Annotated in this window: 17 protein-coding genes and 1 pseudogene; 10 read left to right on the top strand and 8 right to left on the bottom strand. The window is 59.9% G+C overall.

Annotation, left to right across the window (positions count from 1 at the left end; all coding sequences use genetic code 11):
- Nucleotides 1–124: 124 nt before the first annotated feature.
- The 5 genes from AC5J09_RS06325 (at nt 125) to AC5J09_RS06305 (ending at nt 7585) form a co-directional block, all read left to right on the top strand.
- Nucleotides 125–1477: a lipopolysaccharide biosynthesis protein gene (locus AC5J09_RS06325; RefSeq protein WP_324763819.1), complete on the top strand. Its 1353-nt coding sequence runs from the start codon at nt 125–127 to the stop codon at nt 1475–1477.
- 327 nt (nt 1478–1804) lie between these two features.
- A complete protein-coding gene (locus AC5J09_RS06320; protein ID WP_324764628.1) occupies nt 1805–2644 on the top strand; it encodes a sulfotransferase in 840 nt (279 codons plus the stop codon).
- A gap of 59 nt (nt 2645–2703) precedes the next feature.
- Nucleotides 2704–3939 carry a glycosyltransferase family 4 protein gene (locus AC5J09_RS06315; RefSeq protein ID WP_324763820.1) on the top strand — a complete coding sequence of 412 codons (1236 nt, stop codon included), beginning with the start codon at nt 2704–2706 and terminating at the stop codon, nt 3937–3939.
- Nucleotides 3940–3989: 50 nt separating this feature from the next.
- Nucleotides 3990–5282 carry an O-antigen ligase family protein gene (locus tag AC5J09_RS06310; protein WP_324763821.1) on the top strand — a complete coding sequence of 431 codons (1293 nt, stop codon included), beginning with the start codon at nt 3990–3992 and terminating at the stop codon, nt 5280–5282.
- Nucleotides 5283–5596: 314 nt separating this feature from the next.
- Nucleotides 5597–7585 (top strand): GumC family protein, encoded by a 1989-nt coding sequence (locus AC5J09_RS06305; RefSeq protein ID WP_324763822.1) that lies wholly within the window; start codon nt 5597–5599, stop codon nt 7583–7585.
- 118 nt (nt 7586–7703) lie between these two features.
- Here AC5J09_RS06305 and AC5J09_RS06300 read toward each other — a convergent pair.
- The 5 genes and pseudogenes from AC5J09_RS06300 to AC5J09_RS06280 form a co-directional block, all read right to left on the bottom strand.
- Nucleotides 7704–8626, bottom strand: a pseudogene (locus AC5J09_RS06300) (IS630 family transposase).
- A gap of 90 nt (nt 8627–8716) precedes the next feature.
- On the bottom strand, nt 8717–10165 hold the full coding sequence (locus AC5J09_RS06295; protein WP_324763823.1) for a thrombospondin type 3 repeat-containing protein: 1449 nt from the start codon (nt 10163–10165) through the stop codon (nt 8717–8719).
- A 40-nt stretch (nt 10166–10205) separates the two neighbouring features.
- Nucleotides 10206–11144, bottom strand: a complete 939-nt coding sequence (locus tag AC5J09_RS06290; RefSeq protein ID WP_324763824.1) for a sulfotransferase family protein — start codon at nt 11142–11144, stop codon at nt 10206–10208.
- A gap of 67 nt (nt 11145–11211) precedes the next feature.
- Entirely contained in the window at nt 11212–12084 is an 873-nt protein-coding gene (locus AC5J09_RS06285) for an ATP-binding protein (protein ID WP_164866880.1), read from the bottom strand.
- Between the two features lie 151 nt (nt 12085–12235).
- Complete coding sequence (locus AC5J09_RS06280) at nt 12236–12625, bottom strand: Clp protease/crotonase-like domain-containing protein (RefSeq protein WP_379940584.1); 390 nt, start codon at nt 12623–12625, stop codon at nt 12236–12238.
- A gap of 623 nt (nt 12626–13248) precedes the next feature.
- Here AC5J09_RS06280 and AC5J09_RS06275 point away from each other — a divergent pair.
- From AC5J09_RS06275 to AC5J09_RS06255, 5 genes are all read left to right on the top strand, one after another.
- Nucleotides 13249–14187, top strand: coding sequence for a methionyl-tRNA formyltransferase (locus AC5J09_RS06275; protein ID WP_324763825.1), 939 nt, complete (start codon nt 13249–13251; stop codon nt 14185–14187).
- Nucleotides 14188–14568: 381 nt separating this feature from the next.
- Nucleotides 14569–16656, top strand: a complete 2088-nt coding sequence (locus tag AC5J09_RS06270) for a polysaccharide biosynthesis protein (protein WP_324764629.1) — start codon at nt 14569–14571, stop codon at nt 16654–16656.
- A 206-nt stretch (nt 16657–16862) separates the two neighbouring features.
- Complete coding sequence (locus AC5J09_RS06265) at nt 16863–18089, top strand: glycosyltransferase family 4 protein (RefSeq protein ID WP_324763826.1); 1227 nt, start codon at nt 16863–16865, stop codon at nt 18087–18089.
- Nucleotides 18090–18153: 64 nt separating this feature from the next.
- Nucleotides 18154–19236 (top strand): glycosyltransferase family 4 protein, encoded by a 1083-nt coding sequence (locus AC5J09_RS06260; protein WP_324763827.1) that lies wholly within the window; start codon nt 18154–18156, stop codon nt 19234–19236.
- Between the two features lie 259 nt (nt 19237–19495).
- The gene (locus tag AC5J09_RS06255; protein WP_324763828.1) at nt 19496–20659 is read left to right on the top strand and encodes a calcium-binding protein; all 1164 of its coding nucleotides are present in this window, start codon (nt 19496–19498) and stop codon (nt 20657–20659) included.
- Nucleotides 20660–20747: 88 nt separating this feature from the next.
- Here the strand turns inward: AC5J09_RS06255 and AC5J09_RS06250 are convergent, their stop codons facing one another.
- The 3 genes from AC5J09_RS06250 to AC5J09_RS06240 are packed head-to-tail and all read right to left on the bottom strand — an operon-like array spanning nt 20748 to nt 23412.
- Nucleotides 20748–21674 carry an NAD-dependent epimerase/dehydratase family protein gene (locus AC5J09_RS06250; RefSeq protein WP_324763829.1) on the bottom strand — a complete coding sequence of 309 codons (927 nt, stop codon included), beginning with the start codon at nt 21672–21674 and terminating at the stop codon, nt 20748–20750.
- Between the two features lie 5 nt (nt 21675–21679).
- Nucleotides 21680–22675 (bottom strand): ATP-grasp domain-containing protein, encoded by a 996-nt coding sequence (locus AC5J09_RS06245; protein ID WP_324763830.1) that lies wholly within the window; start codon nt 22673–22675, stop codon nt 21680–21682.
- The gene (locus tag AC5J09_RS06240; protein ID WP_324763831.1) at nt 22672–23412 is read right to left on the bottom strand and encodes a PHP domain-containing protein; all 741 of its coding nucleotides are present in this window, start codon (nt 23410–23412) and stop codon (nt 22672–22674) included. The genes AC5J09_RS06245 and AC5J09_RS06240 overlap by 4 nt, the downstream gene beginning before the upstream one ends.
- Between the last annotated feature and the right edge of the window lie 20 nt (nt 23413–23432).

Below are 23432 nucleotides of genomic sequence, written 5' to 3'. Positions count from 1 at the left end.
TCACTTAAGGCTACACAAGAAATCATGGCGGATGGTCCGTGCCTGAGCGGCGTACGACTACCGGCTCCGCACAAAGCATTTGCATATACCTATTATCTTATCTCTTAAATCATAGGCGGTTCCAGTGGCGTTCCGAAAGAAACTTCTCAAGAAAATCGGCAGCTTGCGGCAAATTCTCAGTCGAGAGAAAACGATGCTGGAGCGCCTGCAAAGCATTGCGCACCTGCTCACGGGAAACATTCTGAGCTCGGTCATCGGCCTTATCGGCTTTGCGCTCACGGCCAGGGCACTCGGTCCGGCAGGCTACGGTGTCCTCGCGCTATGCTTCTCCTACACGCGCGCGGTCGAGCGGATCGTCAGCTTCCAGTCGTGGCAGCCACTGATCAAGTATGGCGCGCATTCGCTCGCGGAGAACGCCGACGATGCGACCGAACTTCCGGCCTTACTCAAATTCGGCCTGCTGCTCGACATCTCCGCGGCACTGGCGGGATGGCTGGTTGCCGTCCTGCTAATCCTGGTAGCCGCGCCCTGGTTCGGCATATCGGGGGACGGGGCGAACCTTGCCATTCTCTACTGCACGGTCCTGCCGTTCCAGGTCTCCGGCATGCCGACCGCCGTGCTGCGCCTCTACGGGCGCTTCATGGCGATCGCCTATGGCCAGGTCGTCACAAGCGTTCTGAGGGTCGTTCTTTGCGCCATCGGCGTCGCCACCGGCGCAGGCCTATTCGAATTCGCGCTGATCTGGATGGCGGCTCAGATTCTCGGCACCGTCGTCCTGGTGATTTTCTCGCTTGCCGAACTGCGACGGCAGGGCGTCCTTTCGGGCCTCATGAGCGCTCCGCTTCGCGGCATTACCAAGCGGTTTCCGGGTCTGTGGAAGTTCGCGATCTCGGCGAACCTCTCGCTCACCATTCGTTCAAGCGCAAATGAGCTCGATACGCTGCTCGTCGGCTATCTTGCCGATCCGACCTCCGCCGGCCTGTATCACATTGCAAAACGCATCGGCCGCATCGCACAGCAGGCCGGCGTGCAGGTTCAGGCAGTCCTCTATCCGGAACTCGCCCGGGCATGGGCAACCAAAGCCCTCGGCGCCTTCCATCGCGCGGTCGCGCAGATGCAGGGACTGCTTCTCGGTTGCGGCCTGCTGCTGATCGGCAGTCTTTACCTCGTGATCGACCCGCTGCTCACCTGGGCCGCCGGGCCTGATTTCGCAGCTGCGGGCCCCCTCGTCGTGGTGCAGTCGGTCGCAGTGACCATGACGCTGTGCGGTGCGGTCATCCGCTCGGCACTTCTCGCAATGGGACGCGAAAACGAAATACTGCGCAGCGTAACGATCGCAGCGATCGGCTTTCATGCCACCGCCTTCGCCCTTATTCCGGTCATAGGCGCGATGGGAGCGAACGTTGCCCACATCGTCATGGCCTCGATCTGGCTGTCCACCATGATGCTGAGCTACCGCCGAACCCCTGCGCCGTGAGGGTTGAAACGCAAAGTTAAAGAAGCATCTTGCCTCCAGCCTGTTTTTCTGTGAAATTCGCCGTCAGATTTTATTTATTTCAAATATTGCTGGGATTAACACTTAAAACTGAGGTCGCTTTTCCGGATTTATCGCGCAAATTCTGCTGCTTCGCCACGGAACCTCAACCTATACATTCAACACCGACGGCCGACCGTAGCTGCACCCCATTCACGCTAGCGAATTTCGGAAGCACTGTTTGACCCAGGACCAAAGCCCCTGTTGGGGGGCGGCGAACCGTTCGTTTCGGTGCAATCGCCCTGGAGGCGATCGATGAAAGGGCCAAAGATGGAAATGCGGGATATCGACTTCCTGATCATCGGAGCGACGAAGAGCGCGACGACGTGGCTTCAGCAATCGTTGCAGCAGGACCCGGGCATATTCATGCCCGATCCCGAACTGCACTATTTCAGCCGCTATTACGAGCGCGGCGACGAATGGTATCTGGAACATTTCGCAGGCCAGGAGCACCGGCGGCTGCGCGGTGAAAAATCCAACTCCTACATGGATGTGCCGGAAGCGGCGGAGAGAATAAGGGAAAGACTGCCCCAGGCCCGCTTGATAGCTCAGCTTCGCAATCCGGTGGACCGGGCCTATTCCGATTATTGCATGCTTTATCGCCGCGCCGAGGTCGGGCGCGACATCGCCCAGTACCTCGATCCGCGACAAGGAGCGGGCGGGCGCTTCCTGAACGGCGGTCTTTATTTTCAGCAGTTGCAGGGCTATCTCGATCGCTTCCCCATGGAGCAGCTTCTGGTGCTCCTCTACGAGGACCTGAAGGTCGACGCCCGCGTCCAACTCGCCCGCGTCCGCGGCTTCCTCGGGCTTGAAGCCGATGTTCCGCTGAAGCCGCTTGCAAAAAAGGTGAAGGACAAATCGGAACCGGTCGTCAATCCGACCCTGCGCCGTCTCCTGCGTCCCTTAAAGCCGGTTGCTGCTCCATTCCGGCAGAATACCGGTTTCAAGAAACTGCGCTCGCTGATCGCCGGTGAGCTTCAATACGCACCGCTCAGCCATGATCTGCGCGCGCGGATGACCGATTACTTCGCGCCTGAAACGGAAAAACTCGGCGCCCTCGTCGGAAGGGATCTGACGGGCTGGCTGAGAAACAGAGGCCCCGAGAAATGACATCCGGCCCGGCGTACCGGGTGATCAAGCCCTTCATCAGCTCCCTGGGATCTAAGGCAATGACGTCTTCTGCAGCAGTTGATCTGAGCCAAGCGGAAACGCCCAGCATAGGCAGCGGCGATCAGGTGGTTGTGTGCCTTCCCTTCATTGGAGATCTTGTCGGCGGGAGTCACATGTCCTCGCTGGGCCTGATACGAAATCTCCCAAGATCGCGTTTCATGCCACTGGTCGTGCTGCACGACACCGATGGACCGGTCGCAGATTTGTTTCGCCGTGAGGGCATCGACTTTGTCGCCGCTCCGGTTCTGAACCGCCTGAAGCGGGCGGCTCCGCGCAACGGCGCCGCAATCGTCAATGTTATCCGCACACTGCCCGCGCTCGTCCGATTCCTGCGAGCGAACAATGCCTCGATCGTACACACGAACGATGGCCGCACACACCTCATCTGGGGTCTCGCTGCGCGCGTCGCAGGGTCGAAGCATCTCTGGCATCATCGCGGCGACGCGACTTCGTTCGGTCTGCGCCGTGTCGCGCCATGGCTTCCCAACCGCCTTGTGGCCGTATCGAAATTCGCATCGCCCCGCCCCGGGCTCTTCTCGGCCGCGGGCAAATGCAGTGTCGTGCACAGCCCCTTCGACGTCACGAAGATGGCCGGATTCGAGCGGAAGCAAGCCCGCGACAATGTGCTGGCCGCGATCGGGTGTACGCCCGAGACGAAGCTTCTCGGCTATGTCGGCACCCTGGTGGAGCGTAAGCGACCGATCCTGTTCGTCGAAGCGGTTGCCGCCCTGAAACGGCTTTCGCCTGAGACCAAGGTTGCGGGTCTGTTTTTCGGCAATGCGCTCAACGGCCTTGACGAGGCCGCGAAAGCGCGTGCCGAGGCGCTTGGAATTGCCGATCGCATACACTTCATGGGTTTCCGTTATCCGGGCGAGCCCTGGATCGCCGGACTGGACGCTTTGCTGGTGACGGCCGTCAACGAACCGCTCGGAAGAACCCTCGTCGAAGCGATGCTTCTCGGCACGGCGGTCGTCGCGGCCGACTCGGGCGGAAATCCGGAAGTGGTCGAAGATGGCCGGACCGGCATGCTCGTGCGCGCCGACGATCCGGATGAATTCGCCAGGGCGTGCCTGAAACTGTTCAGCGATGCGGCGCTTCGCGATCGCATCGTGGAAACGGCGCGCGGCGAAGTACGATCCCGTTTCAGCTTCGAGCGTCACGTACATGCGATTACATCGGTCTATGAAGAGCTGACAGGCATCACCGCCATGCAGCGCTCCGCCAGAGCGGGATGAGGAAGAGTGCGGACGGGACATATCCCGCTCTCGCTAGTTGTGAGGCGATCGTGTCAGAAACCGGTTTTACAGCGGCACATCAATTTCGTTATGCGAGCCAGCCCAGCAGAAAGAACCTTCGCCTTGCGGCGATCGAACGTGCCGTCGTCTATTTGGCCGTTTTCCTGGCGCCGTACGCGACATTCCGGTTTTCCGAACTTTTCTTCACGTTCAGCGATTTCTTCTTTTGCTTGAGCCTGTTCCTTCTTCTGATCACCGGGCGTATCAGGAGCAGACCGCTCGAACAAACGACGTCGATATGGCTTTGCGCTTTCACTCTGTTGTTCATCGGGATCATGCTTGGCAGCCTGTTTCACGGCAGTCCGCAACGCGGGCTGATCGTGATGGGGCAATATCTCTTCGCCTACCTGATCTTGATGGTCATCCTCATTCGTGAGGACCCGAGGGAAGCCTATCGGCTGGCCGCCATCTTTCTGGCCAGCGTCATTCTCATCGATATTCACGGAATCATCACGTTCTATACGGTCGGGTATGTGCCCGGAGAGGGTAAGGGCGTCGTGACCGGCGGGAAGCGCCTCGCTACCGTTTTGCGCAACCCAAACCTTGCCGCGGCGATAAACGCCCTGACGCTGCCGATTCTGCTGTTTTTCTGGTCTTCGGGCCGCCTGAAATCGTACCTCGCTTTGCCCGCTCTCGCGATCGTCATCGTCACGGTCGTCCTGACGAGTTCGAACAGCGGGCTGTTTTCAACGGCGCTTTGCCTTGCCGTCTTCATCGCGATGATTTCGACGCCGCGGCTGCTCTTGCGACTGGCACTTGGAGTGGCCATCGTCGTTGGCGGCGCGGCACTATTCGGCAGTAAGGAGATGCTGCCTAAGACATTCCAGACACGCGTTTTGGGCGCGTTGTCCTCCGGAGACATATCCGAAGCGGGGACGTTCCTCTCCAGAGCCGCGCTGATGGAGGAGGCGATGCATATAATCTCGGAGGATCAGATCCGGCTCGTGGGGCTCGGTGCGGATCAATTCCGTGAGAGAAGCGTTCAAAGCGCCCCGGTTCACAATATCTATCTTCTCCTCTGGGTCGAAGGCGGATTGCTCGCGCTTGTCGGCTGGTTGATGTTTTCGGGCGTCGGCATGCTGCTGGCGCTCGCGATTTTGAAGGTTGGCGGAGACAAACGCGCGCTCGCGGCGGTGGTGACGACAATCCTGGTCTTCTTGGTAATTGCTCTCTTCAATCCGCATATGTATGCGCGATATTGGACCATGCCGATTCTTCTGTGTTTCGGACTGGGCCTTACGCAGCTGAGAGGTGTCGGACCGACCAAGGCTCAAACCCCGTGAACCATGCAAGCGACGTCCCAATCAAACGGCCACCGTCAGCAACTGAGCACATTCAGGTTACGATTTTTACTGGCCGTGCCGCGAAATCCGGGGTATCCTTAAGCTTGTGACGCCCTTCGTTTTTGATCAGGGCGTATCGACATAGTATCTGCGACTTCATCTGCGCCACGGCATGCCCGAGGGCGTTGGTCAAAGACAACGTGCTTGTGCAGCCGAAGTAAATTTTGGCAGCATCGAACTAATTCATTGCGCCTTATTCAATATTTTACTAAAGTAACTGAATATAGAAAATTTTTTGATATTAGCAGGTTTCCATGACGACATTCGTTCCCGATGGCAGCCTATCTGCCCGCGCTCATCACCGAGAAACCATCGAGTTTGCCGCTCAGCAGAGTGGGACTACAGTCGGCCTCTTCGATCTCTGGGCCGTGGTAAAGAGGCGATTCTGGTTTCTTGCGTCAATCATCGTCGGTTGCACCTTGCTGTCTGCAATTGTTTCTTTTTCGCTCCCCAAAACCTATACCGCCAGCTCGGAGGTGGTGCTGGAGCGCAAAGATGTCCGGCCATTTGCCACCGATGCAGCTTTGACGTCCATCGACCGCGACCGCTCGGCCGCGGAAACCGAAATGGACGTGTTGCAGTCGCGGAAGTTCGCCGGCCGCATCGTGGACCGGTTGAACCTCATCGGTGATCCTAGCTTCAATCCATATGCGCCGGGCGGGGACAAGTCGGACGACCAGGGCCTTGTGGACGACATCAAGGAATTCATCGGTATTCGCAGGTCTTCGACTTCCGATCGAGTAGTACCGGATGTGAGGGCGCAACGGGATCACGCGATCTCAGCGCTGCTGTCCCAGTTCGAGGTGAGCCGAACCGGCGAAAGCCTCGCCGTACGGCTTGTCGTAACCAATCAGGATCCGAAACTCGCCCAGCAAATCGCAAACACGATCGCCACCCTCTATGTCGAAGCCTCGCTCGAATTCAAACAGGACGAGCGGGTCGCGGACAAGGAACGCGCGCTTAACACCGGCGGTGCAGTGGCTTTCCTTCGACAGAGCATGACACAGCCGCTTTTGATTACGCTGCGGAACGAAGAGGCCCGGTTGCTGCAGAGCAAGGCCGAACTCGCTGCCAAATACGGCAAGAATCATCCTCAGATGATCGATGCGGATTCGCAGATAGCAGGCATTCGAAGCATGATCGAGGATGAGGTCCAGCGAATCCTGTCCGATCTCGAAGCCGAGTCCCTGAAACCCAGCGCACGAATCGTATCGACAGCGGAACTCCCCAGTTCACCGTCGTTTCCCAAGCCAGGCCTTATCATTCCGGCGGCATTCGCCGGTTCCACGCTGTTGGCCTGCGTGCTCGCGCTCCTGCTGGAAACAACCGACACCCGTGTCCGTAGCGGACAACGCGCCGCGCAACTGCTGCGGATCCCGAATCTTGGCTACATACCGAAGGTCCCGAAGCATCTGACCTCTCCGGGCGCCAAGCGATCCTCTTGCATTCCGGACTGGAGCAATTTCACGTCCGCCGAAGCGGAGCGGGCGGTTTATATGGCCGGTCGCTATTCCGACGCGAAGCAACTGCGCCGCATAGTGATGGTCACCTCCTGCGTCCACGACGTCGCAAACGCGTCGACAGCTTGGGGAATCGCAACAGCCGCAGCAGCGGACGGCCGCCCTACCGCCTTCGTGAATCTCGACTTCAATCGCCACAACGTTCCCTATCTGAAAAGCATGGAACGTTCACCGGAACCGATCGAACGTTATCTCCGAAATCAAGCGGTGATAGGCGAGATCGTCCAGTCCGTTCCGACCTTGCCCGGTTTCGGGTTCATCGACGCGACGCACGTGATGACGGAGCCATTCAGATCGCTGGACTCCGACAAGCTCTGCGAACTCATCATGGATCTTAAGCAAAGCGGATACGACTTCATCGTGCTGCATGCTCCGCCGGTGCTCGCCTCCGGCGATGCAAGTTGGCTGGCGCCCTTTGTCGATGGCGTGATCCTCATAGCCAATTGGGGCAAAACGACTGAAGAGCATCTGCTGGAAGCTGCTACGCAGCTCCGGATGAACCATGCGCATCTGATCGGCACTGTGATCAATCAGGTCAATCCGGAAACCCACAGGCGCCACCGCTATGGGGGTTTCGTCATCACGTCCAAGCGCATCCCGGCCGGCCGCTGGCATCGCGTCCGAGGCAATGGGGCATTCCCCGAACGGGCGGACACGGACGTCAACACGCTTCATGCTCCCGCGGCGAGACCTTCGATCACGCGCCCGTCGAATGTCGCTTAGATCACCATGGGATGAAAGAACTCTTCCCGCGCCGCAAACGCGGCGCTGCTGGATCTTTGGTTCCTGTCACAAGCACAGGATGAGGAGACCTCAGTGTCTGTCAGGCTTATGTTGAAACTTATCCTGCATGCCTGAGATAGGCGGCGCATTCGTGCGGGCTGAAGGCTTTGAGGACTTCGCGGAGGCGTGTTCATGTCGCGTCGACGCTGCACTCGTCGGATTTGCTCAGCAGGGTCTTCAGTTTGGCGAACATCATCTCGATCGGATTGAGATCGGGGCTGTAGGCGGCAGGAAGAACAGATGGGCGCCGGCATCGCGGATGGCGTTGCGCGCAGGCTTGCCCTTATGGCTGCCGAGATTGTCGAGGATGACGATATCGCCGGGATTGAGGGTTGGTGCCAGGCATTGCTCGACCTAGGCGGTGAAGGCAATGCCGTTGATCGGGCCATCGAGCACGAAGGGCGCGACGATGCGGTCGTGGCACATTGATGCCGTCAGGGGGGCGTCCACACATGGCCATGCGGTATTCTAAGCGGCTGGCCGCGCTGACACCAGCCGCGGGTGCGCGTCATGTTGGTTTTGACTCAGGTTTCATCGACGAACACCAGGCGGCGCGGATCAAGTCGATGTTGATCGTCTTCCAGCGGCTTCGGAACCGCGCCACCTTGAGCCTGTCCTGTTCGCTGGCGATCAGCTTTTTTTTAAATGCCTTGCCTTCGCGGCGCAGGAAACGCCAAACGGTGTCATGAGAGACAACGATGCCGGCCGCCTTCAGATCGGCGGCAAGCGCCTGCACCGTCCAATCGGGCTTGGCCGCCAGCCGACGGTGAACCTCATCGGCCGCCGCGCCCCGCAGCATGGGTTTGACATGGCCACCCATCTTGGCCGGCGCCAAACCGCGGCCGGACCGGTCGAGTTGGCCGATCCGCACCGCCGTCGCCGTTGATATTCCAAAGCGCAACGCTGCCGCCCGCACCGTCATGCCTCCTGCCAAGGCGTCGGCGACGCGTGGCGTAAATCAAGAGAAAGAGGTCGCACCATCATTGCTGCCCTCCGCACCAGCAATGATCTTGAATCACAATCGCAACAAAAAGGGAATCCCGGTTCGATTCAGCTTAAGGCTGACCGACTCTAGTCCACGGTATCGCCCGCCATGAAATGGAGAAATGCTTCGAGATTCGTCCATCCGTCGCCATCCAAGTCTTGTCGACTGTCGCTGGCATCTGCCGGGTCGGTACCGTTTTCGACCTCCCAGTCATCCGAGATACCGTCCATGTCGCTGTCCGGATACGGCACCCCGGCATCGAGGTCCGGCCAACCGCCGACGTCCTGCGGATCGTTCACGAGCAATCGCCCGCTGCGGTTCCTGACCGCCTCGGTGATGCGGCGATCGACGGCGTCGCGGCGGGGCTTCGTCGCACCGGCACCCGTCAGGACCTCCTCGTAAGCAATTTCGGGTGCAGAGGCGCGGACCGCGGGTGCATCAAATGCCCAGGCTGAAACGAATCTTCTTTGTTTCTCGGCTAAAACGAGGCTGTCATCCTGACTGGCACCGGTGCGATAGGGTTCGTCGTAATTGTCCTTCAGATAAATCGCGTGCCCGCGTCCGCTTTCTTCGAAGAGATGAACCATATGGTCGTTTCGCAGCTTTTCCCCAGCGATCTTGTAGTTGCCGACCACATTGGCCTGGATCCGCGCCCATTCATCGCCGAAGCTCAGGACATATTGCCACTTCGGCGAGAAAAACACGTTGTTCACGACATCCGCGACGGCGCCGGGAATTTTCATCTTTATCAGCGGATTTCTGAACTGGCCGAAAGCGAAGAGAGAGTGATGCACGGAGACGTTGCCGCCTTTCGTGAACAACATGTTGCGCGCACGCTTGTCTTTCCCGGGGCCGCCACGCAGCAGCGGTTCGCTCGCAATACCCCACTGCCAGGTGAAGTTGCTCGCGTCTTCCGAATCGATCGTCTCGTCTGATCCCCAACTGGCGGAGATATGATCAAGCATAATATCCTTCGCCGAGTTGGAATACATTCCGAGGCCTCCGGAACAGCAAGCCTTCACGGCATGCGGACCGGGGCGAAGACGAATGTGCCTGATGATCACGTCATTGGTCACGATTTCGATTGAAGGGCGTATTTGCGTCTCGCCGTTCCGGATGGCGATCCCGCCGCCCGGTGCCGTCTCTCCGGCAATCGTCAGGAATGGATGTCGAACGACCAGCGATCTTTCGCGAAGAACAATGGTGCCGCCCGTGCGGAAAATACAAATGCGCGGGCCGGATGCCTCGATGCACGCACGCAAGGAGCCCTGCCCCGACTCGTTCGTGTTGACGACATAGATCACCTTGCCCCCCCGCCCTCCAAGAGAGCCGGCGCCGAAGCCTTCGGCCGTGGGAAAGGCACGTTGTCTCCCGTCTGGAAGCTTGGGTGAAAGGGGCTCGGCCAGTGCCGCCTGGGCTAGAGCTTCCCGCGAGAAGGCGACCCATGATCCGCAGACCAACCCCGCCAGCATCAGGCAACGCGCTATTGTGAAACTAAATGCCCTTACGTCATGCGCCTGGTAGATTACCGTCATGCTCTTGCGCCGCCAACCCGCAGAAATATGACACCGACCTTCAACGATAGCCGTAGCGTCGAAGCATCCAGCCGCCCAGCCGCTCGAACGAAACCTGCTGACGGGTCGGCATCCGTGTTCGCCACGTTTCATCCTTGTTGAGCGCGATCGACGCGTTCATGCGCAGCCGATTGCCTGCCACCTGATGTCCCGGCCCCATGGCCTCGCCATTCTGCAGCGATGTACCCACCTGACTGAGGTCAAGCTCGAGGAACGTCCCGATTTGCTGCATAACGGCAACAGGGTCAGACGCGAAATCCTCGTATCTGACACGCATGACCTTTTCAGAGCCCAATTTTCGCGAGAGATATTCGACCGCAAGATTGACCATGCTCCAGCGCAAGGCTGTCCTGAATACTGATTTCGGCTTGATTTCCTTCTGTAAGCCCGATTTGGCATCGCGCTCGTAACCCTTCAGCAACGACCAGGCTACACCGCGCCCGTCACGCACCAGATGAATGACCCGCATGTCGATCCCGGGTATCTGTGCAACGGCCATCGCCCTCCCCGGCAGCTTCGAGGAATCGACGATCACCTGCCGGCCCGAGCATGACTGCATTGCGCTGAACAGGCGCTTCGTATGAAGCATATAAAGAGAAAATTGTTTTCCGAGACCCATGCCGCCGAGCAATCTCGTCATCATCGAAAGCCCTTCGAACTTTTGCTGAAGGGCGCAATACTCCTCCATTAGTCCGGGTTCCTGGCCGGCGGACCACTCCCGGCGGACTGAACTCCAGAAGGAGCAGTCGCGAATTGCATTGCCGCACGCACAATATTCGTTGTGACGCCAGACGTGACGTGTGAGCGACGTTATCTCTCCGGCCCCCACCACAGCAGCATGCTGTCCCAGCGCAATGTCGAGTATGGTCGACCCGCTGCGTCCGTAACCTGCGATATAAGCGATGCGAACTGGTTGCGAGGGCATCATGAAGCCTTCCATTCTCTAGAAGTTTGATCTCCGCTTCGGGAGACCGCGACGTTCCATTCCGGCCGTGTATCGCTCCGCCTCACGATGCCCGGAAATCCAGCAGAAGCTTTTCGATCTCCGATCCGCCCCCGACGCGTTCCAGCGCGGCGAAAGAACCATCCTCCTTGAGCTCGAACAAGGTTCCGGCGTTTTCCTGCGCGCGGTTCGTTCGGGTCACCACGACCAGGGCGCCCGGACCGCGGAGATAGGAGTGGATGTTTTCGATTGCTGTCCGGATCTGATCCAGCGAGAAGTAGTTCGTATTCAAAATGTTTGCGGCTCTCACGAGATCGAACCGACCGGCAAGGTGCTGCGACCGGCTCATAATATCGTCTTCGACGAAATTTATTTTGCCGTTCTCGGGCAATGATCGCGTGATCATTTGCACCTGCCTGCTCTTGCCTTCCCGTACGCGGTCGCGAAGGCGCGGTTGCAAGAGGACGCGCGCCAACAGGAGCGGGGCAAATGCCAGCGTCACGTAGTCAAGCCTTCTGATCCAGGGCCGAACAGCGACGCCGCGCAGATCATATTGTAGCGGCCAGCCTTCCGGGTCGCAAAAGACCGTGATTCCGGGAGAAAATTCGACGATGTGGGCCTCTACGAATAGATCGGTCGCTGTAATGTGGACCGCGGCGCCGCAACTTTCGAGAAATTTTGACAGTTCCACCGTCGTCAGTCCGGTGGAGACACCCACATCCAGGATGTCGTGGAGGAAAGTAGCGCGCTCGGCGATGAACGGACGGAACGCGACCTCCAGCTCCCGAAATCGGGACGGCTGAGTCAGTTTGAAGGTGCCATTACGCATCTTCAACCGGGCGAAAAAAGCTGACTCCGAGACCAGATCGAACGTGTTGGAACTCAATGAATAAAATTTTTTGGCACTTACGGTCATGGCGTGACAATCCGTATCCATTCAACCAAAAGCGAATATTTTTCTCGGAACTTGAAATACCGTTCCGTCGCAGGGCGGGTGTCGCCCTCTTAAAAAATTTGCCACGACGTGGCGTCTTCTTATGCGTTTTTAATATTCAAAAACTTATCTAATGACTGGCGGCGTTATCCGCTCAGCCAAGACGTATCATAATTTCCGAGGCGCAGCAATTTGCAACGTTAGCTGGTGGTGCCGATTTATTCGGCCGCCATTCAGGCCGCAGACGCCGGAGCATTCTGTGCACCGCATGTTTCCGATCTCGGTCCTGACGGCCCATGCCGCCGGGCCGTTTATCTGCGCCGGAAAACCGGGCTGCGCTTTTCCTTAAATCCGGCGCTTCCGCCCCGTCTTCCGTCGCGAAACAGATCGTCTGCAGATCCCGTTCGTATTCAATCGCCTTTTCGAGTGGCATCGAGACCGCGGCCTTCAGATTCGCCTTGGCCGTCGCGGTGCCGCGGTACAATGACACTGCGATGGCCCGTGCCCGCGCCATCAGCTCCCCTTGCGGGACCACTTCACTCACCAGCCCCCATGCGAGACCCTTTTTGCGCTGACGAGATCCCCGTCAGAAGCATGAGAGCAGCATTCGAAGCCCTGATCGAATGCGTCAGATGTGCCGCCATGCCGCCGCCCCCTATCCAGCCGAGCTTGATCTCAGGCGCGGCAAACTGTGAGTTCCGAAACGACGCGAATGTCGCAAGACATCGCAGTTTCCAGGCCGCCGCTGCTGCTGCGAGACAAGGTGACGGCTTCGTCCCATGTAACGGGCGCGGAGCAACTCAGCAAAATCCGGCCGATTTGCCGAGACTTGCGTCGCCGCATCGAGAGGCAAAGCCCAATGCTTGCCTGCAAAGCGGTACCTATCGAAGGTGGGGCCGATACAGTTCCTTGCGATTCTGCAAGCACCTCGGGCGAGAAGATTGCGTCGAGGGGCTGCAGGCAGCCGGCATCGAACGCCTCCTCGCCGACACCGAAACTCCCCAAACTGTTGCAAATGCACGGGTTCACGACGAAAGTGCTTTTCCCGGAACGACTCTGGACTTCCCCGTAGCAATTGTGTTCGATGGGGCGATATTGATCTTGCATTTCTTTGAAGTCCCCCTCGAGGGCAGTCAGTGATTTCACATTCAGCTTTATGGTGTGACCATGCGAATCGTATTCATCGGCGCCGTCGAGAGTTCCAAGATTGCTTTGGAAGCGCTGATAAGGGCAAAGCGCACACCGGTGCTCGTAATAACGCTGCCGCCCGAAGCGGCGGGGCGCCATTCCGATTTTGTGGACCTCAGGGAGATCGGGCGGGCGGCCGGAAGCGCGATCCATTACACGACAGACATAAATTCCCAGGCGACGCTGGAGGCCGTTGCAGCGGCCGCCCCGGATCTCTCGCTCGTTATCGGCTGGTCGCAGGTCTGCCGGCGCCCGTTCAGGGATGTGGCGCGCGCGGGCACCGTCGGTTTTCACCCGGCAGCCTTGCCGCGTCTGCGGGGCCGCGGCGTCATCCCTTGGACCATCCTCCGGGGTGAGGAACGAACGGGCTCGACCCTTTTCTGGCTGGACGACGGCATCGACTCGGGACCGATCCTGTTACAGCGGCAATTTCCCGTCGCCCCGGACGAAACAGCGCGCAGTCTTTATACAAGGCACACCGAAAACCTGGCTGAGATGGTCGTCGTGGCGGCGGCACAGGTGGAAGCGGGAAACGCGGCCCGGATCGGGCAGAACGAAGCGGAGGCAAGCTATTGCGCGAAGCGCACCGCGGAGGACGGCCGGATCGATTGGCATGACCCGGCCGCATCCATCTTGCGGCTGATCCGCGCGGTCGGAGATCCCTATCCGGGCGCCTTTACATTCTACAAAGGCCAGAAAATACGCATCGATACGGCAACCCCGGTCGAGAACTCCAGGCAATATATCGGCCTGAGGGGGCAGATTCAGGCGCATACGGAGCGAGGGTTCATCGTGCTTTGCGGCGACGGGGAATGCATCGAGGTGCACGCATGGAAATGGATCTCGGACAGGCGGCCCCCGGTTCACGGCAAGCTCGGTGGGTCGGAGCCGGTCCAGGCTTCTGGGCAAAATACATAAGAACAGTAGAAAACTATAATTGGGCCAATACTGGAAAACTGTTTACAACCCATTAAAGACGTGCTTTTTTATTACGGTATTCGAATATGCCAAGGAATTTTGCGTTGCGGTTGGAATGATCGCGAACGCCTATTTTTGTTGAATTCATTTTATCTAGCCTTTCGAGCTGGTCGAACAGACACACAACAGACGCACTGTTCTTAGCCACCATAAGAGCTTTGGGGGTCGTGCGTTCGTCGTTCGGCGGAGCTGTAGGGCTTATAAGTATTGGAAGGGGCCGTCATGCAGCGTATACACGCCGCCGCGAAGGCAGTTCGTAATCATTTCCTGACGTTACCGACTATTTTGGGAAGAGAGGGGGGCAGCAGAGCACCGGCCAGAATATTCTGGGCGATCTGCGGAGCCGCCCTCGATATCGGCTTCAGGCGGATAAGGGGAGCGGTCCGCAGCGTTCAAAAATATCCTGCCCTCTATCTCACCGACCTGGCATCGGTCGGCGTCGCGCTCGCGATGGCATTATTGCTGCGCTACGGCGTCGGAGAGCTTTCCGCACGACCGGAGACCGCCTCGGTGCTGTTCTGGTCCGGTGCGCAATACCTCGCTATATGCGCACTCGTTTTCCCCCTCTCGGGCCTTTACAGCCGTAACTGGAAATATGGCTCCATTTCCGACCTCTTCATCATTTTGCGGGCGGTGTTGCTGACCTCCCTGCTGCTCGTCACGCTGCTGTTTTTCTCCACCAGGCTCACCGACATCCCGCGCACCGTCGTTCCGATGCAGTCTCTCCTGCTCATCGCCTTCCTGGCAGCAGCAAGGTTGAGCTTCCGCGCCGAGGAACTCGCGCTGAGGCGGCCCGGGCGCAGCAAGGACGCGCAGGACGACAACCGAATTCCGCTGCTGCTTATCGGTGCGAGCGATGCCGCCGACCTTTATCTTCGCGCTCTCGCACGCGATCCCAACGCGACTTATACGCCCGTCGCATGCCTCGACAGAAGCGAGGATCAGATCGGCATGAGCCTGCGCGGCGTGCCGATCGCCGGCCGTATCCAGGACTTCGAAGGGGTGGTTGCGGAGTTGCAGCAACAGGGCAAGCAACCCCGTCATATCGTCTTCACCGAGGCCCCTGCGGCCTTTGGAGAGGAGGCCTCCGACGGCCTGCTGCGATCCGCCGAAAGGCTGGGCATCGCCGTCTCGCGCCTGTCGCAGATGACGGAGCTGAAGCGGGCCAAGGGCGACAACCCCTACGAGCTGCGCTCGATCGAACTGACCGACCTCCTGGAGCGGCCGCAGGCAGCGCTCGACCGGGAGGCGATCGGTCGCCTCGTTCGCGGGCGCCGGATACTCATCACCGGGGCCGGCGGCTCGATCGGCAGCGAGTTGACGACCCAGGTCGCCGCCTGCGATCCGGCGGAGATCGTCCTGATCGACAACACGGAATACAATCTCTACGCAATCGACATGACGCTCACGGAAAGCTTCCCCCAAGTGCCGCGGTGGAGCTACCTTTGCAGCGTCCGCCGCAGCCAGCGGGTCGAGGAGATATTCGAGCGGCACCGGCCTGAACTCGTCTTTCATGCCGCGGCTCTGAAACACGTGCCCATGGTGCAGATGAATCCTTGCGAGGGCGTGCTCACCAATGTCGTCGGCACCATGAATGTCGCCAACGCCGCCAAGAAATATGGCACGCTCGCGATGGTCCAGGTGTCGACCGACAAGGTCGTCAATTCGACGAGCGTCATGGGCGCGACGAAGCGTCTTGCCGAACTCTACTGCCAGGCGCTCGACCTGAACGGCATCGAAACGGGTCTCGGCCCGCGCTTCATGACGGTCCGCTTCGGCAACGTGCTGGGTTCCAGCGGTTCGCTGATCCCGCTCTTCAAGCGTCAATTGGCCCGGGGCGGCCCGCTGACCGTGACCGATGCGAATATGACGCGGTTCTTCATGACGATCCGCGAAGCGGTTGAACTCACCCTGCAGGCTTCCGCCTATGGCTTTGAAAAGCAGCTGGGCCAGGGCGAAATCTTCGTGCTGGACATGGGCGAGCCGATCAAGATCATCGATATCGCCCGCCGGATGATCCGGCTTGCCGGCTTCACGCCGGACCAGGAGATCGAAATCAAGATCATCGGCTGCCGGCCGGGTGAAAAGCTCTTCGAGGAGCTTTTCGACGAGACCGACAAGCGCATAAGCTCGCCGGTGCCGGGCGTCCTTGGAGCGGTGCCTGAACCCATTCCGCTGCCGACGCTGAGGGACGCGTTCGCGCGCCTGCAGCGCTATTCGGAACGTGGCAACGAGGCCAGCGTCGTGGCGGTCATGCGCGAATTGCTGCCGCGATATGAGCACGAGGCGGATTTAAAAACGGCGGCGGCGAGCACACGCACGCCGTTGCGGCCGAAGAGCCGGATCAGGGCCAAGGCAGCGAAATCACCACGCGGCTACGGCGCGGAGGTCCGCCTGCCCGGAAGGTGACGACGGCGTACACGATCGGTGCGGATACATCGGGACGGCATTGCGGCCGCCTGCGAAAGTCCGCCGATCGGAAGCCGTGTCGCGCGCCGATCTTGCAGCAGACCAGTCGGCGCACCCCGCGCGGCACGCGTGTACGGCCGACGCAGTTGGAAGTTGAACGTTGAATACCACCGCTCGACGGTGGAGCCGATCCCGGGAGACGAGCAGTGGATCTTGTTGAAAAGGTTTCTCGAACCGAAGCCGAGAACTTTACGGACCGTTCGGCAAAACACGACGGAGTGGCGCGCCCGTTGCGGCAGAAGCGCGTTGTTGCCGTCGTCGCCAGCCTGACAGCCTCTCTCGTAATCTTTCGGCTCGAGCTGCTGAAGCGATTGGTCGCCGCCGGGCACGATGTCATAGCCTTCGCACCCGAACACGACCCCCGGGTCGAGCAGGAGCTTGCACGCATCGGCGTGCGCTTCATCCAGATCCCCATGGCGCGCACCGGGCTCAACCCGCTGGAGGACCTGCGGACCTTCTGGACGCTGCGGCGCCACTTCGCCCGCCTGCAGCCCGACATCGTCCTTCCCTATACCATGAAGCCGATCATCTACGCCGGGATCGCGGCCAGGACGCTCGGGATAAAGGAGCGCTGCTTCCTCGTCACGGGGCTCGGCCATATATTCTCGGAAGCCGCCGGTGCTTCGCTCAAGGCGCGGGCAATACGACACCTGTGTGTCCGGCTATACCGTTCGGCGCTGCGGGGTGCCCGCGTCGTCTTCGTTTACAACGACGCGGACGACGACGACATTCGCCGCTACCGAATGTTGCAGGGCGGCCTCTCGCCGACGATGATCTCCGGATCGGGCGTCGATCTCGACCATTTCGAATTCTCGAAGCCGCCTCGGGGCGGGCCAACTTTCCTGATGGTCGCCCGGCTGCTGCGCGACAAGGGCGTCGTCGAATATGTCGAAGCCGCACGGATCGTGCGCCGTTCTTTCCCGCATGCCAGATTTCAGCTGCTCGGCCATTTCGACAGCAACCCGACGGCGATTTCGCGCGAGGAAATCGATGGCTGGGTACGCGAGGGAATACTCGACTACCTCGGCACGACAGTGGACGTGCGGCCCTATCTCGCGGCGTCCAACGTTTTCGTCCTGCCTTCCTATTACCGTGAAGGAATTCCGCGGAGCATTCTCGAGGCCCTGGCGACGGGACGCCCGGTAATCACGACGGATCTGCCGGGCTGCCGAGACACCGTGCAGCCGGGAACCAACGGGATGGTCGTAAAGGCGCGCGACGTCGCAGCGCTCGCCGACGCCATGGCCGCTTTTGCGCGGGACCCGGACCTGGCGGAGAAAATGGGAAAGCGGTCGCGAGAGCTCGCGGAATCCAAGTTTGACGTCCACATGATCAACAGGATGCTGTTTGCCGGCATGCACCTGGCCGACTGAGGGATTTCATGGTGCTGCAGATCAGCCATGTAGAACGTCGCCGCGACAGACATGGGGCACCGCGATGATAATGCATGTCATCACCAATTTCACCGCGAGTGCCGGAGCCGAAACGATGCTGGCACGGCTGCTGCACGGAGCGACGGACGAGCGCATCGTCGTGGTTTCTCTCATCGGCGTTTCCGAGCGCAACCGTCGCCTCGCCGACAATCCGAGGGTCGCTTATGTCTCGCTAGGCGCCGCTTCGCTCGCGGCGCTTCCGGGCGCGATCCTGCGGCTTGCCCGGCTGATCCGGAAGGAGCAGCCCGACGTGATCCTCTGCTGGATGTACCACGCGATGGTCGCCGGCACCCTGGCGGCAGGCATGGCTCGGCATGGAGCGCCGGTCTTCTGGAACGTGCGCCAGTCGCTGGACGATCCCGCTTCCCTTACGCGCAGTTCCCGCGTCGCGATTGCGGCCGCGAAACTGTTGTCGCACCGGCCGAGCGGCATCATCTACAACAGCGCCCGCGCGCTCGAACTGCATCGCGCCTACGGCTACGCAAATCGGAACGCGATCGTCATTCCCAACGGCTTCGACCTTCCGCAAGTCGCGGCTCCCGAACCGCGAACGGCCCGGCGGATCGGTATAGTGGGTCGCTTCCACCCGCAGAAAGATCACGGAACCTTCTTCAAGGCGGCCGCTCAGGTGGTGAAGACCCACCCGCAGGCAGTCTTCTCCGCGGCCGGCAATGGCCTGGTCCGCGACAACCCGGCCGTCGTCGAGCTGATGGCACAAGCCGGTCTTCCGGCCCACGCCGTCGATCTCCGGGGGGAGATCGGCGACATGCCTGCATTCTATCAAAGCATCGATCTTTTGGTCCTCTCCTCGCGGACCGAAGGCTTCCCGAACGTCATCGCGGAGGCGATGAGCTTCGGCAAGCCCATCGTCACGACGGATGTCGGTGACGCGGCCGCGATCGCCGGAAAGGCCGGTATCGCAGTACCGGCGCGCGACCCGCAAGCGCTTGCCGGTGCGATGCGTGCCTTTCTCGACCTGCCGGAGGCGGAGTATGCGCGTTATGCGCGCGCGGCGCGCGAACGCATCGAAAGTGAGTATGCGATTGCTGCGGTGACCGCAAAATATTCAGATTTTCTGGCGGCTTGAATACAAGAAAATACATATGACTATCCCGTTTAATTATGGCCCAACATCGTTTTTCCAGTGAGGTTCATACAAGAGAATTTCATCAAATCTTTCTGTGCAGTTGAAAGTAATTGATGATTTCTAGGAAAAATAGTATTAATATATTTTTATTGGAAGCGTAAATAATTCCTGATGGCGGCAAGAGACTATAGGATAAGTATCACTTTGCGACCTATTCTCAATTTACCCGCCCTCCGGCCCAAAGCTAAAGGAAATTAAAATGATTCTGAAGGGAACCAATCTTTCCGACACGATCCGCGGCGCTCTGAGCGACGATGAGCTTTGGGGCTACGCGGGCGACGATTATCTCGATGGCGTCGAGGGCAATGACAAGCTTTTTGGCGGCGATGGCAACGACTTCATCGTCGGCGGACCCGGCGACGACTATGCCGAAGGCGGCGTGGGTAACGACCGGATCGACGGCGGCCTTGGCCACGACACGCTAAAGGGCGGATTGGGGAACGACATCTTAGATGGCGGCGATGGCAGCGACATCCTCGATGGCGGCGACGGCCATGACCAAATCCTGGGCGGCCGGGGCCACGACAAGATTTTCGGCGGCGCAGGAGAAGATTATATCGACGCAGGCGATGGCGATGACATCATCTATGCTGGTTCGGGAGACGACGGCTTCAACAATCGGGTAAATCCCGCGACCGGACAGGTCACGCAGCAGGCCGTTGCCGGCGGCGCCGGCCACGACAGGATATATGGCGAAGAGGGCAACGACGCTCTCAAGGGCCAATCCGGCAACGATTGGGTCTATGGCGGCATCGGCAATGACATCGTCGATGGCGGAGACGGGAACAACTATCTCGACGGCGGCGACGGTCATGACGTGCTGGACTCCGAGGGCGGCATCGACGAGGCCCACGGGGGCAGCGGCAATGACAAGATCTTCGTCGGCGCCGGCGACGATCGGGTCTTCGGGGATGACGGCGACGACATGCTGTACGGCGAAACCGGCAACGATTCCTTGAGCGGCGGCAACAACTACGACCGCATTTTCGGCGGCGACGGCAACGATACCCTGCGCGGCGACGCCGGCCAGGACGTCCTCGTTGGCGAGGCGGGAACCGATATTCTATGGGGCGGAGCCGACGCCGATCGTTTCGTCTTCAAAGGCGCCCCAGCGCTCAGCGGCCAGGATACCGTCATGGATTTCCAGGATGGTGTCGATTTCCTCGTGATAGAGAAGCTCGGGATCAAGCAATACTCCAGCTCAGGCGCTGCAGGCACCGTCTACGCCTATGATGGCACCGGAGGCGACGTGCTGGTAAAAGGCTACGACTCCTCCGGCAAAGCCTTCTCCATTCTGCTGGACGATCCCAACGGCACCCTTAGCGCCGCGAACTTTTCGAGCAGCGATTTCCTTTTCGCCTGATCGGTGAAGGAAGGGTCGGAGCTGCGCCGCGCGTATGGACACGCGGCGCAGCGCTTCAACCAATTGCCTGTTCGAAGCCTCTAAGCGTTCACGCTCCCGTCCTGAAATCCGTCAGGCCGGTCATCGATTTCCATGCTTCGATCCCCTCACGGAAGGAGAGCGGCGCATAGTTCAGTTCGTTTGCGGCCTTGGAAACATTGAGGGCCCTGAAGCCGCGCGGCGCCGCATCGGTGCTGCCGCCCTCGACGGCAATGAGCTGCCGTTCTGCTCCGACGGCATCGGCGACGATCTGGGCGGCCTCCAGTGAAGTAGAAGCACGCCCGCTCCCCGCATTGAAGACGCCGCCTTCGGCTCTCTCCGCAGCCTCGAGCGCCAACGTCACGACGTCGTCGACATAAACGAGGTCGACGCTGTACTGGCCCCCGTCCTGAATGACCAGGGAGCGCCCGTTTCCGAGCGTCCGCACGAAGACAGGCACCATGCCGGTGTCATGCATGCCGGGACCGTAAACCGATGCGAGGCGGAGCACCGTCACCGGCATGGCATTGGATTTGCCGAGGGCGAGCAGGCAGATTTCGGCGGCGAGCTTGCTCGCCAGATAATAGCTCGCGCGGTGCACGGGAAAGGCCGGGCTCGCTTCCGAAGCGAGGCCCGCGCCAGGAGCATAGACCTGCGCCGATCCGAACAGAACAAATCGCTTCACGCCTTGCGATGCCGCTTGCATGCCGACCTGGATGGTTCCGGTCGTGTTGATCTCGAAACATCTGGCGGCCTGACGCGCATCGCTGAGATCGGCGGGAATGTAGGCGGCAAGATGAAGGACCGCATCGGTTCGACCGAGCGGCGGGAGGGGATCGCCAACCGACCATCTCTCGATCCGGAGGCCCGAGCCCATTCCGGCTGCCACCCGCTCCGGATCGCGCGCAAGTGCGGTGACCTCGTAGCCCCTGGATAGGGCTCGATCGATCAACCTGGCACCGATGAACCCGGTCGCGCCGGTAACTGCCAGCCGCATTTCCCCTACACCGTTTCGTCGAGCTTCGCAGAAGAAGCAGTGACCAGATCGCCGGGTCTCACTACGGTTTCAGACCAGTGCCGCAATATCGTCACCGGCGTGATCTGCGGCTGCTCGATCGGCTCGTCGAAGAGGAGATGGCGGATGCACATTTCCACCTCGTTGAAGCCCGCATGAATCCTGACCGCCGTCGTTCCGGAGAACCGCGCATTGATCTCGAAGATGCGGGGAACACCGTCGTCCAAACGAAACTGGAAATTCGCCGGGCCATAGGCGCCGAGGGCATCGGCAGCTTCTGCCATGGCCTTGTTCAGCGCCGGGAAAGGCTCGGCAAATGCCCTGTAGGTGTTGCCGTCCCGAAGGTCCCTGCGCATGACGATCGTCGCACGGCATTTCCCGTCGAAAGTCAGCGTCCCGGCGGTGTACTCGCTCGTTTCGGAGCCGACATGTTTCTGGATCACGATGCCTGGCTGCTCCTCGATTGCGCGCGCCAGTTGCTCCCGATTGCGCACGACACTAAAGCCGATCGAACGGGCGCCAACTCTCGGCTTGACGACGAGCGGAAATCCGCATTCCTCGATCAGCGTGTCTTCGTCGCCCGGCAGACAGGAGGGAACATATCCCAGGCCCCGTTCGCGAAAGAACTCGGAGGTCAGCCATTTGTCGTTGGCAATCGACACCACCCGCGGCGAACTGATGATCACTTTGGTTCCGTAGGTTCTCTCGATCGCCTCCCTGTTCGCCGCGAGGATCGGAAGTTCCACATCGGTTCCCGGAATGAGGATGTCGGGCCGTTCGGCACCCAGGAGTTCGCCAAGCCGGTCCAGATAGGAAGGGTCCCTGGCCATCGGCACGAGATAGGCGGCATCCCCCCAGTAAAGCCCGGCCGAGAGCGGACTTGGGTCTCCCACGATTACCCTCGCGTTCAACGTCGAGCGCCGCAGGGCGCGAATGATGCCTTGCCCGAGCAGGGCGCCTGCCCCTGTGATAAAGACCTTCATGACCGCCCTGCTCCCAATTCGATTAACTGATCTCTGCAATGGCCCAGTTCGTCCAACCGGTGTGCATCGGAACCGATCGAAACGAATGGATTGACGTCCTCGCACAGAGCCAGAAACGCCGGCATGTCGACGAGGTAGGAGGAGTTGATCTCGATCGCGATCCGCCGTTCGAGGGTCGCTCTCATCAAGTCCCTGAAATAGGTTTCCGGAAAACGCCCGTGCCGCCTCAGGCTCATGCCGCCCGGATGGGCCAGGATGTCGATGGGCGCGTTCCTGACCATTCCCATCGACAGGCGGAACTCGATCTCGGCCGTCTCTTCATAGGAAAGCTGCTTGAAATCCAGATAGCCGCCGCGGCCGTCCGGGAGCCGGTGAACGACGCCGAGAACGATATCGCATTGATCCAGCACGTCCTGCGATACATCCAGCCTGCCGTCTTCAGCCATGGCCTTCGTCTCGCAGCCGACATAGACGCTCATATGGCCGAAACCCCGTGCAACGGAGAGAATCTCGTCCCTGAATTCCGGAAACCACGACGTGTCCTCGCGCACATGCTCGGTGAACGCCAGCGCGGCGAGACCGCGTTCATTGGCCGCTTGAAGGATTTCAAGCGCCGTCGCCTGCCCGTCGGTCCAACTCGTATGGACCTGGAACTCCACGTTCAGTTGCTCTCGGCTGAGATCCCGATACCGGCAGAACGCAGGGCTGCCAGCACAGATCTTGTCCTGTCCATTCATGCGTCACTCGTCCCTTTGAC

This window comes from Sinorhizobium sp., from assembly GCF_059070375.1.
This window is presented reverse-complemented; position numbering and strand designations above follow the sequence as displayed.

Coding starts and splice junctions, on each gene's coding strand:
- AC5J09_RS06320 (WP_324764628.1), top strand. CDS start 1,805: ATGGAAATGCGGGATATCGACTTCCTGATCATCGGAGCGACGAAGAGC.
- AC5J09_RS06315 (WP_324763820.1), top strand. CDS start 2,704: ATGACGTCTTCTGCAGCAGTTGATCTGAGCCAAGCGGAAACGCCCAGC.
- AC5J09_RS06305 (WP_324763822.1), top strand. CDS start 5,597: ATGACGACATTCGTTCCCGATGGCAGCCTATCTGCCCGCGCTCATCAC.
- AC5J09_RS06295 (WP_324763823.1), bottom strand. CDS start 10,165: ATGACGGTAATCTACCAGGCGCATGACGTAAGGGCATTTAGTTTCACA.
- AC5J09_RS06290 (WP_324763824.1), bottom strand. CDS start 11,144: ATGGAAGGCTTCATGATGCCCTCGCAACCAGTTCGCATCGCTTATATC.
- AC5J09_RS06285 (WP_164866880.1), bottom strand. CDS start 12,084: ATGGATACGGATTGTCACGCCATGACCGTAAGTGCCAAAAAATTTTAT.
- AC5J09_RS06275 (WP_324763825.1), top strand. CDS start 13,249: ATGCGAATCGTATTCATCGGCGCCGTCGAGAGTTCCAAGATTGCTTTG.
- AC5J09_RS06260 (WP_324763827.1), top strand. CDS start 18,154: ATGATAATGCATGTCATCACCAATTTCACCGCGAGTGCCGGAGCCGAA.
- AC5J09_RS06255 (WP_324763828.1), top strand. CDS start 19,496: ATGATTCTGAAGGGAACCAATCTTTCCGACACGATCCGCGGCGCTCTG.
- AC5J09_RS06250 (WP_324763829.1), bottom strand. CDS start 21,674: ATGCGGCTGGCAGTTACCGGCGCGACCGGGTTCATCGGTGCCAGGTTG.
- AC5J09_RS06245 (WP_324763830.1), bottom strand. CDS start 22,675: ATGAAGGTCTTTATCACAGGGGCAGGCGCCCTGCTCGGGCAAGGCATC.
- AC5J09_RS06240 (WP_324763831.1), bottom strand. CDS start 23,412: ATGAATGGACAGGACAAGATCTGTGCTGGCAGCCCTGCGTTCTGCCGG.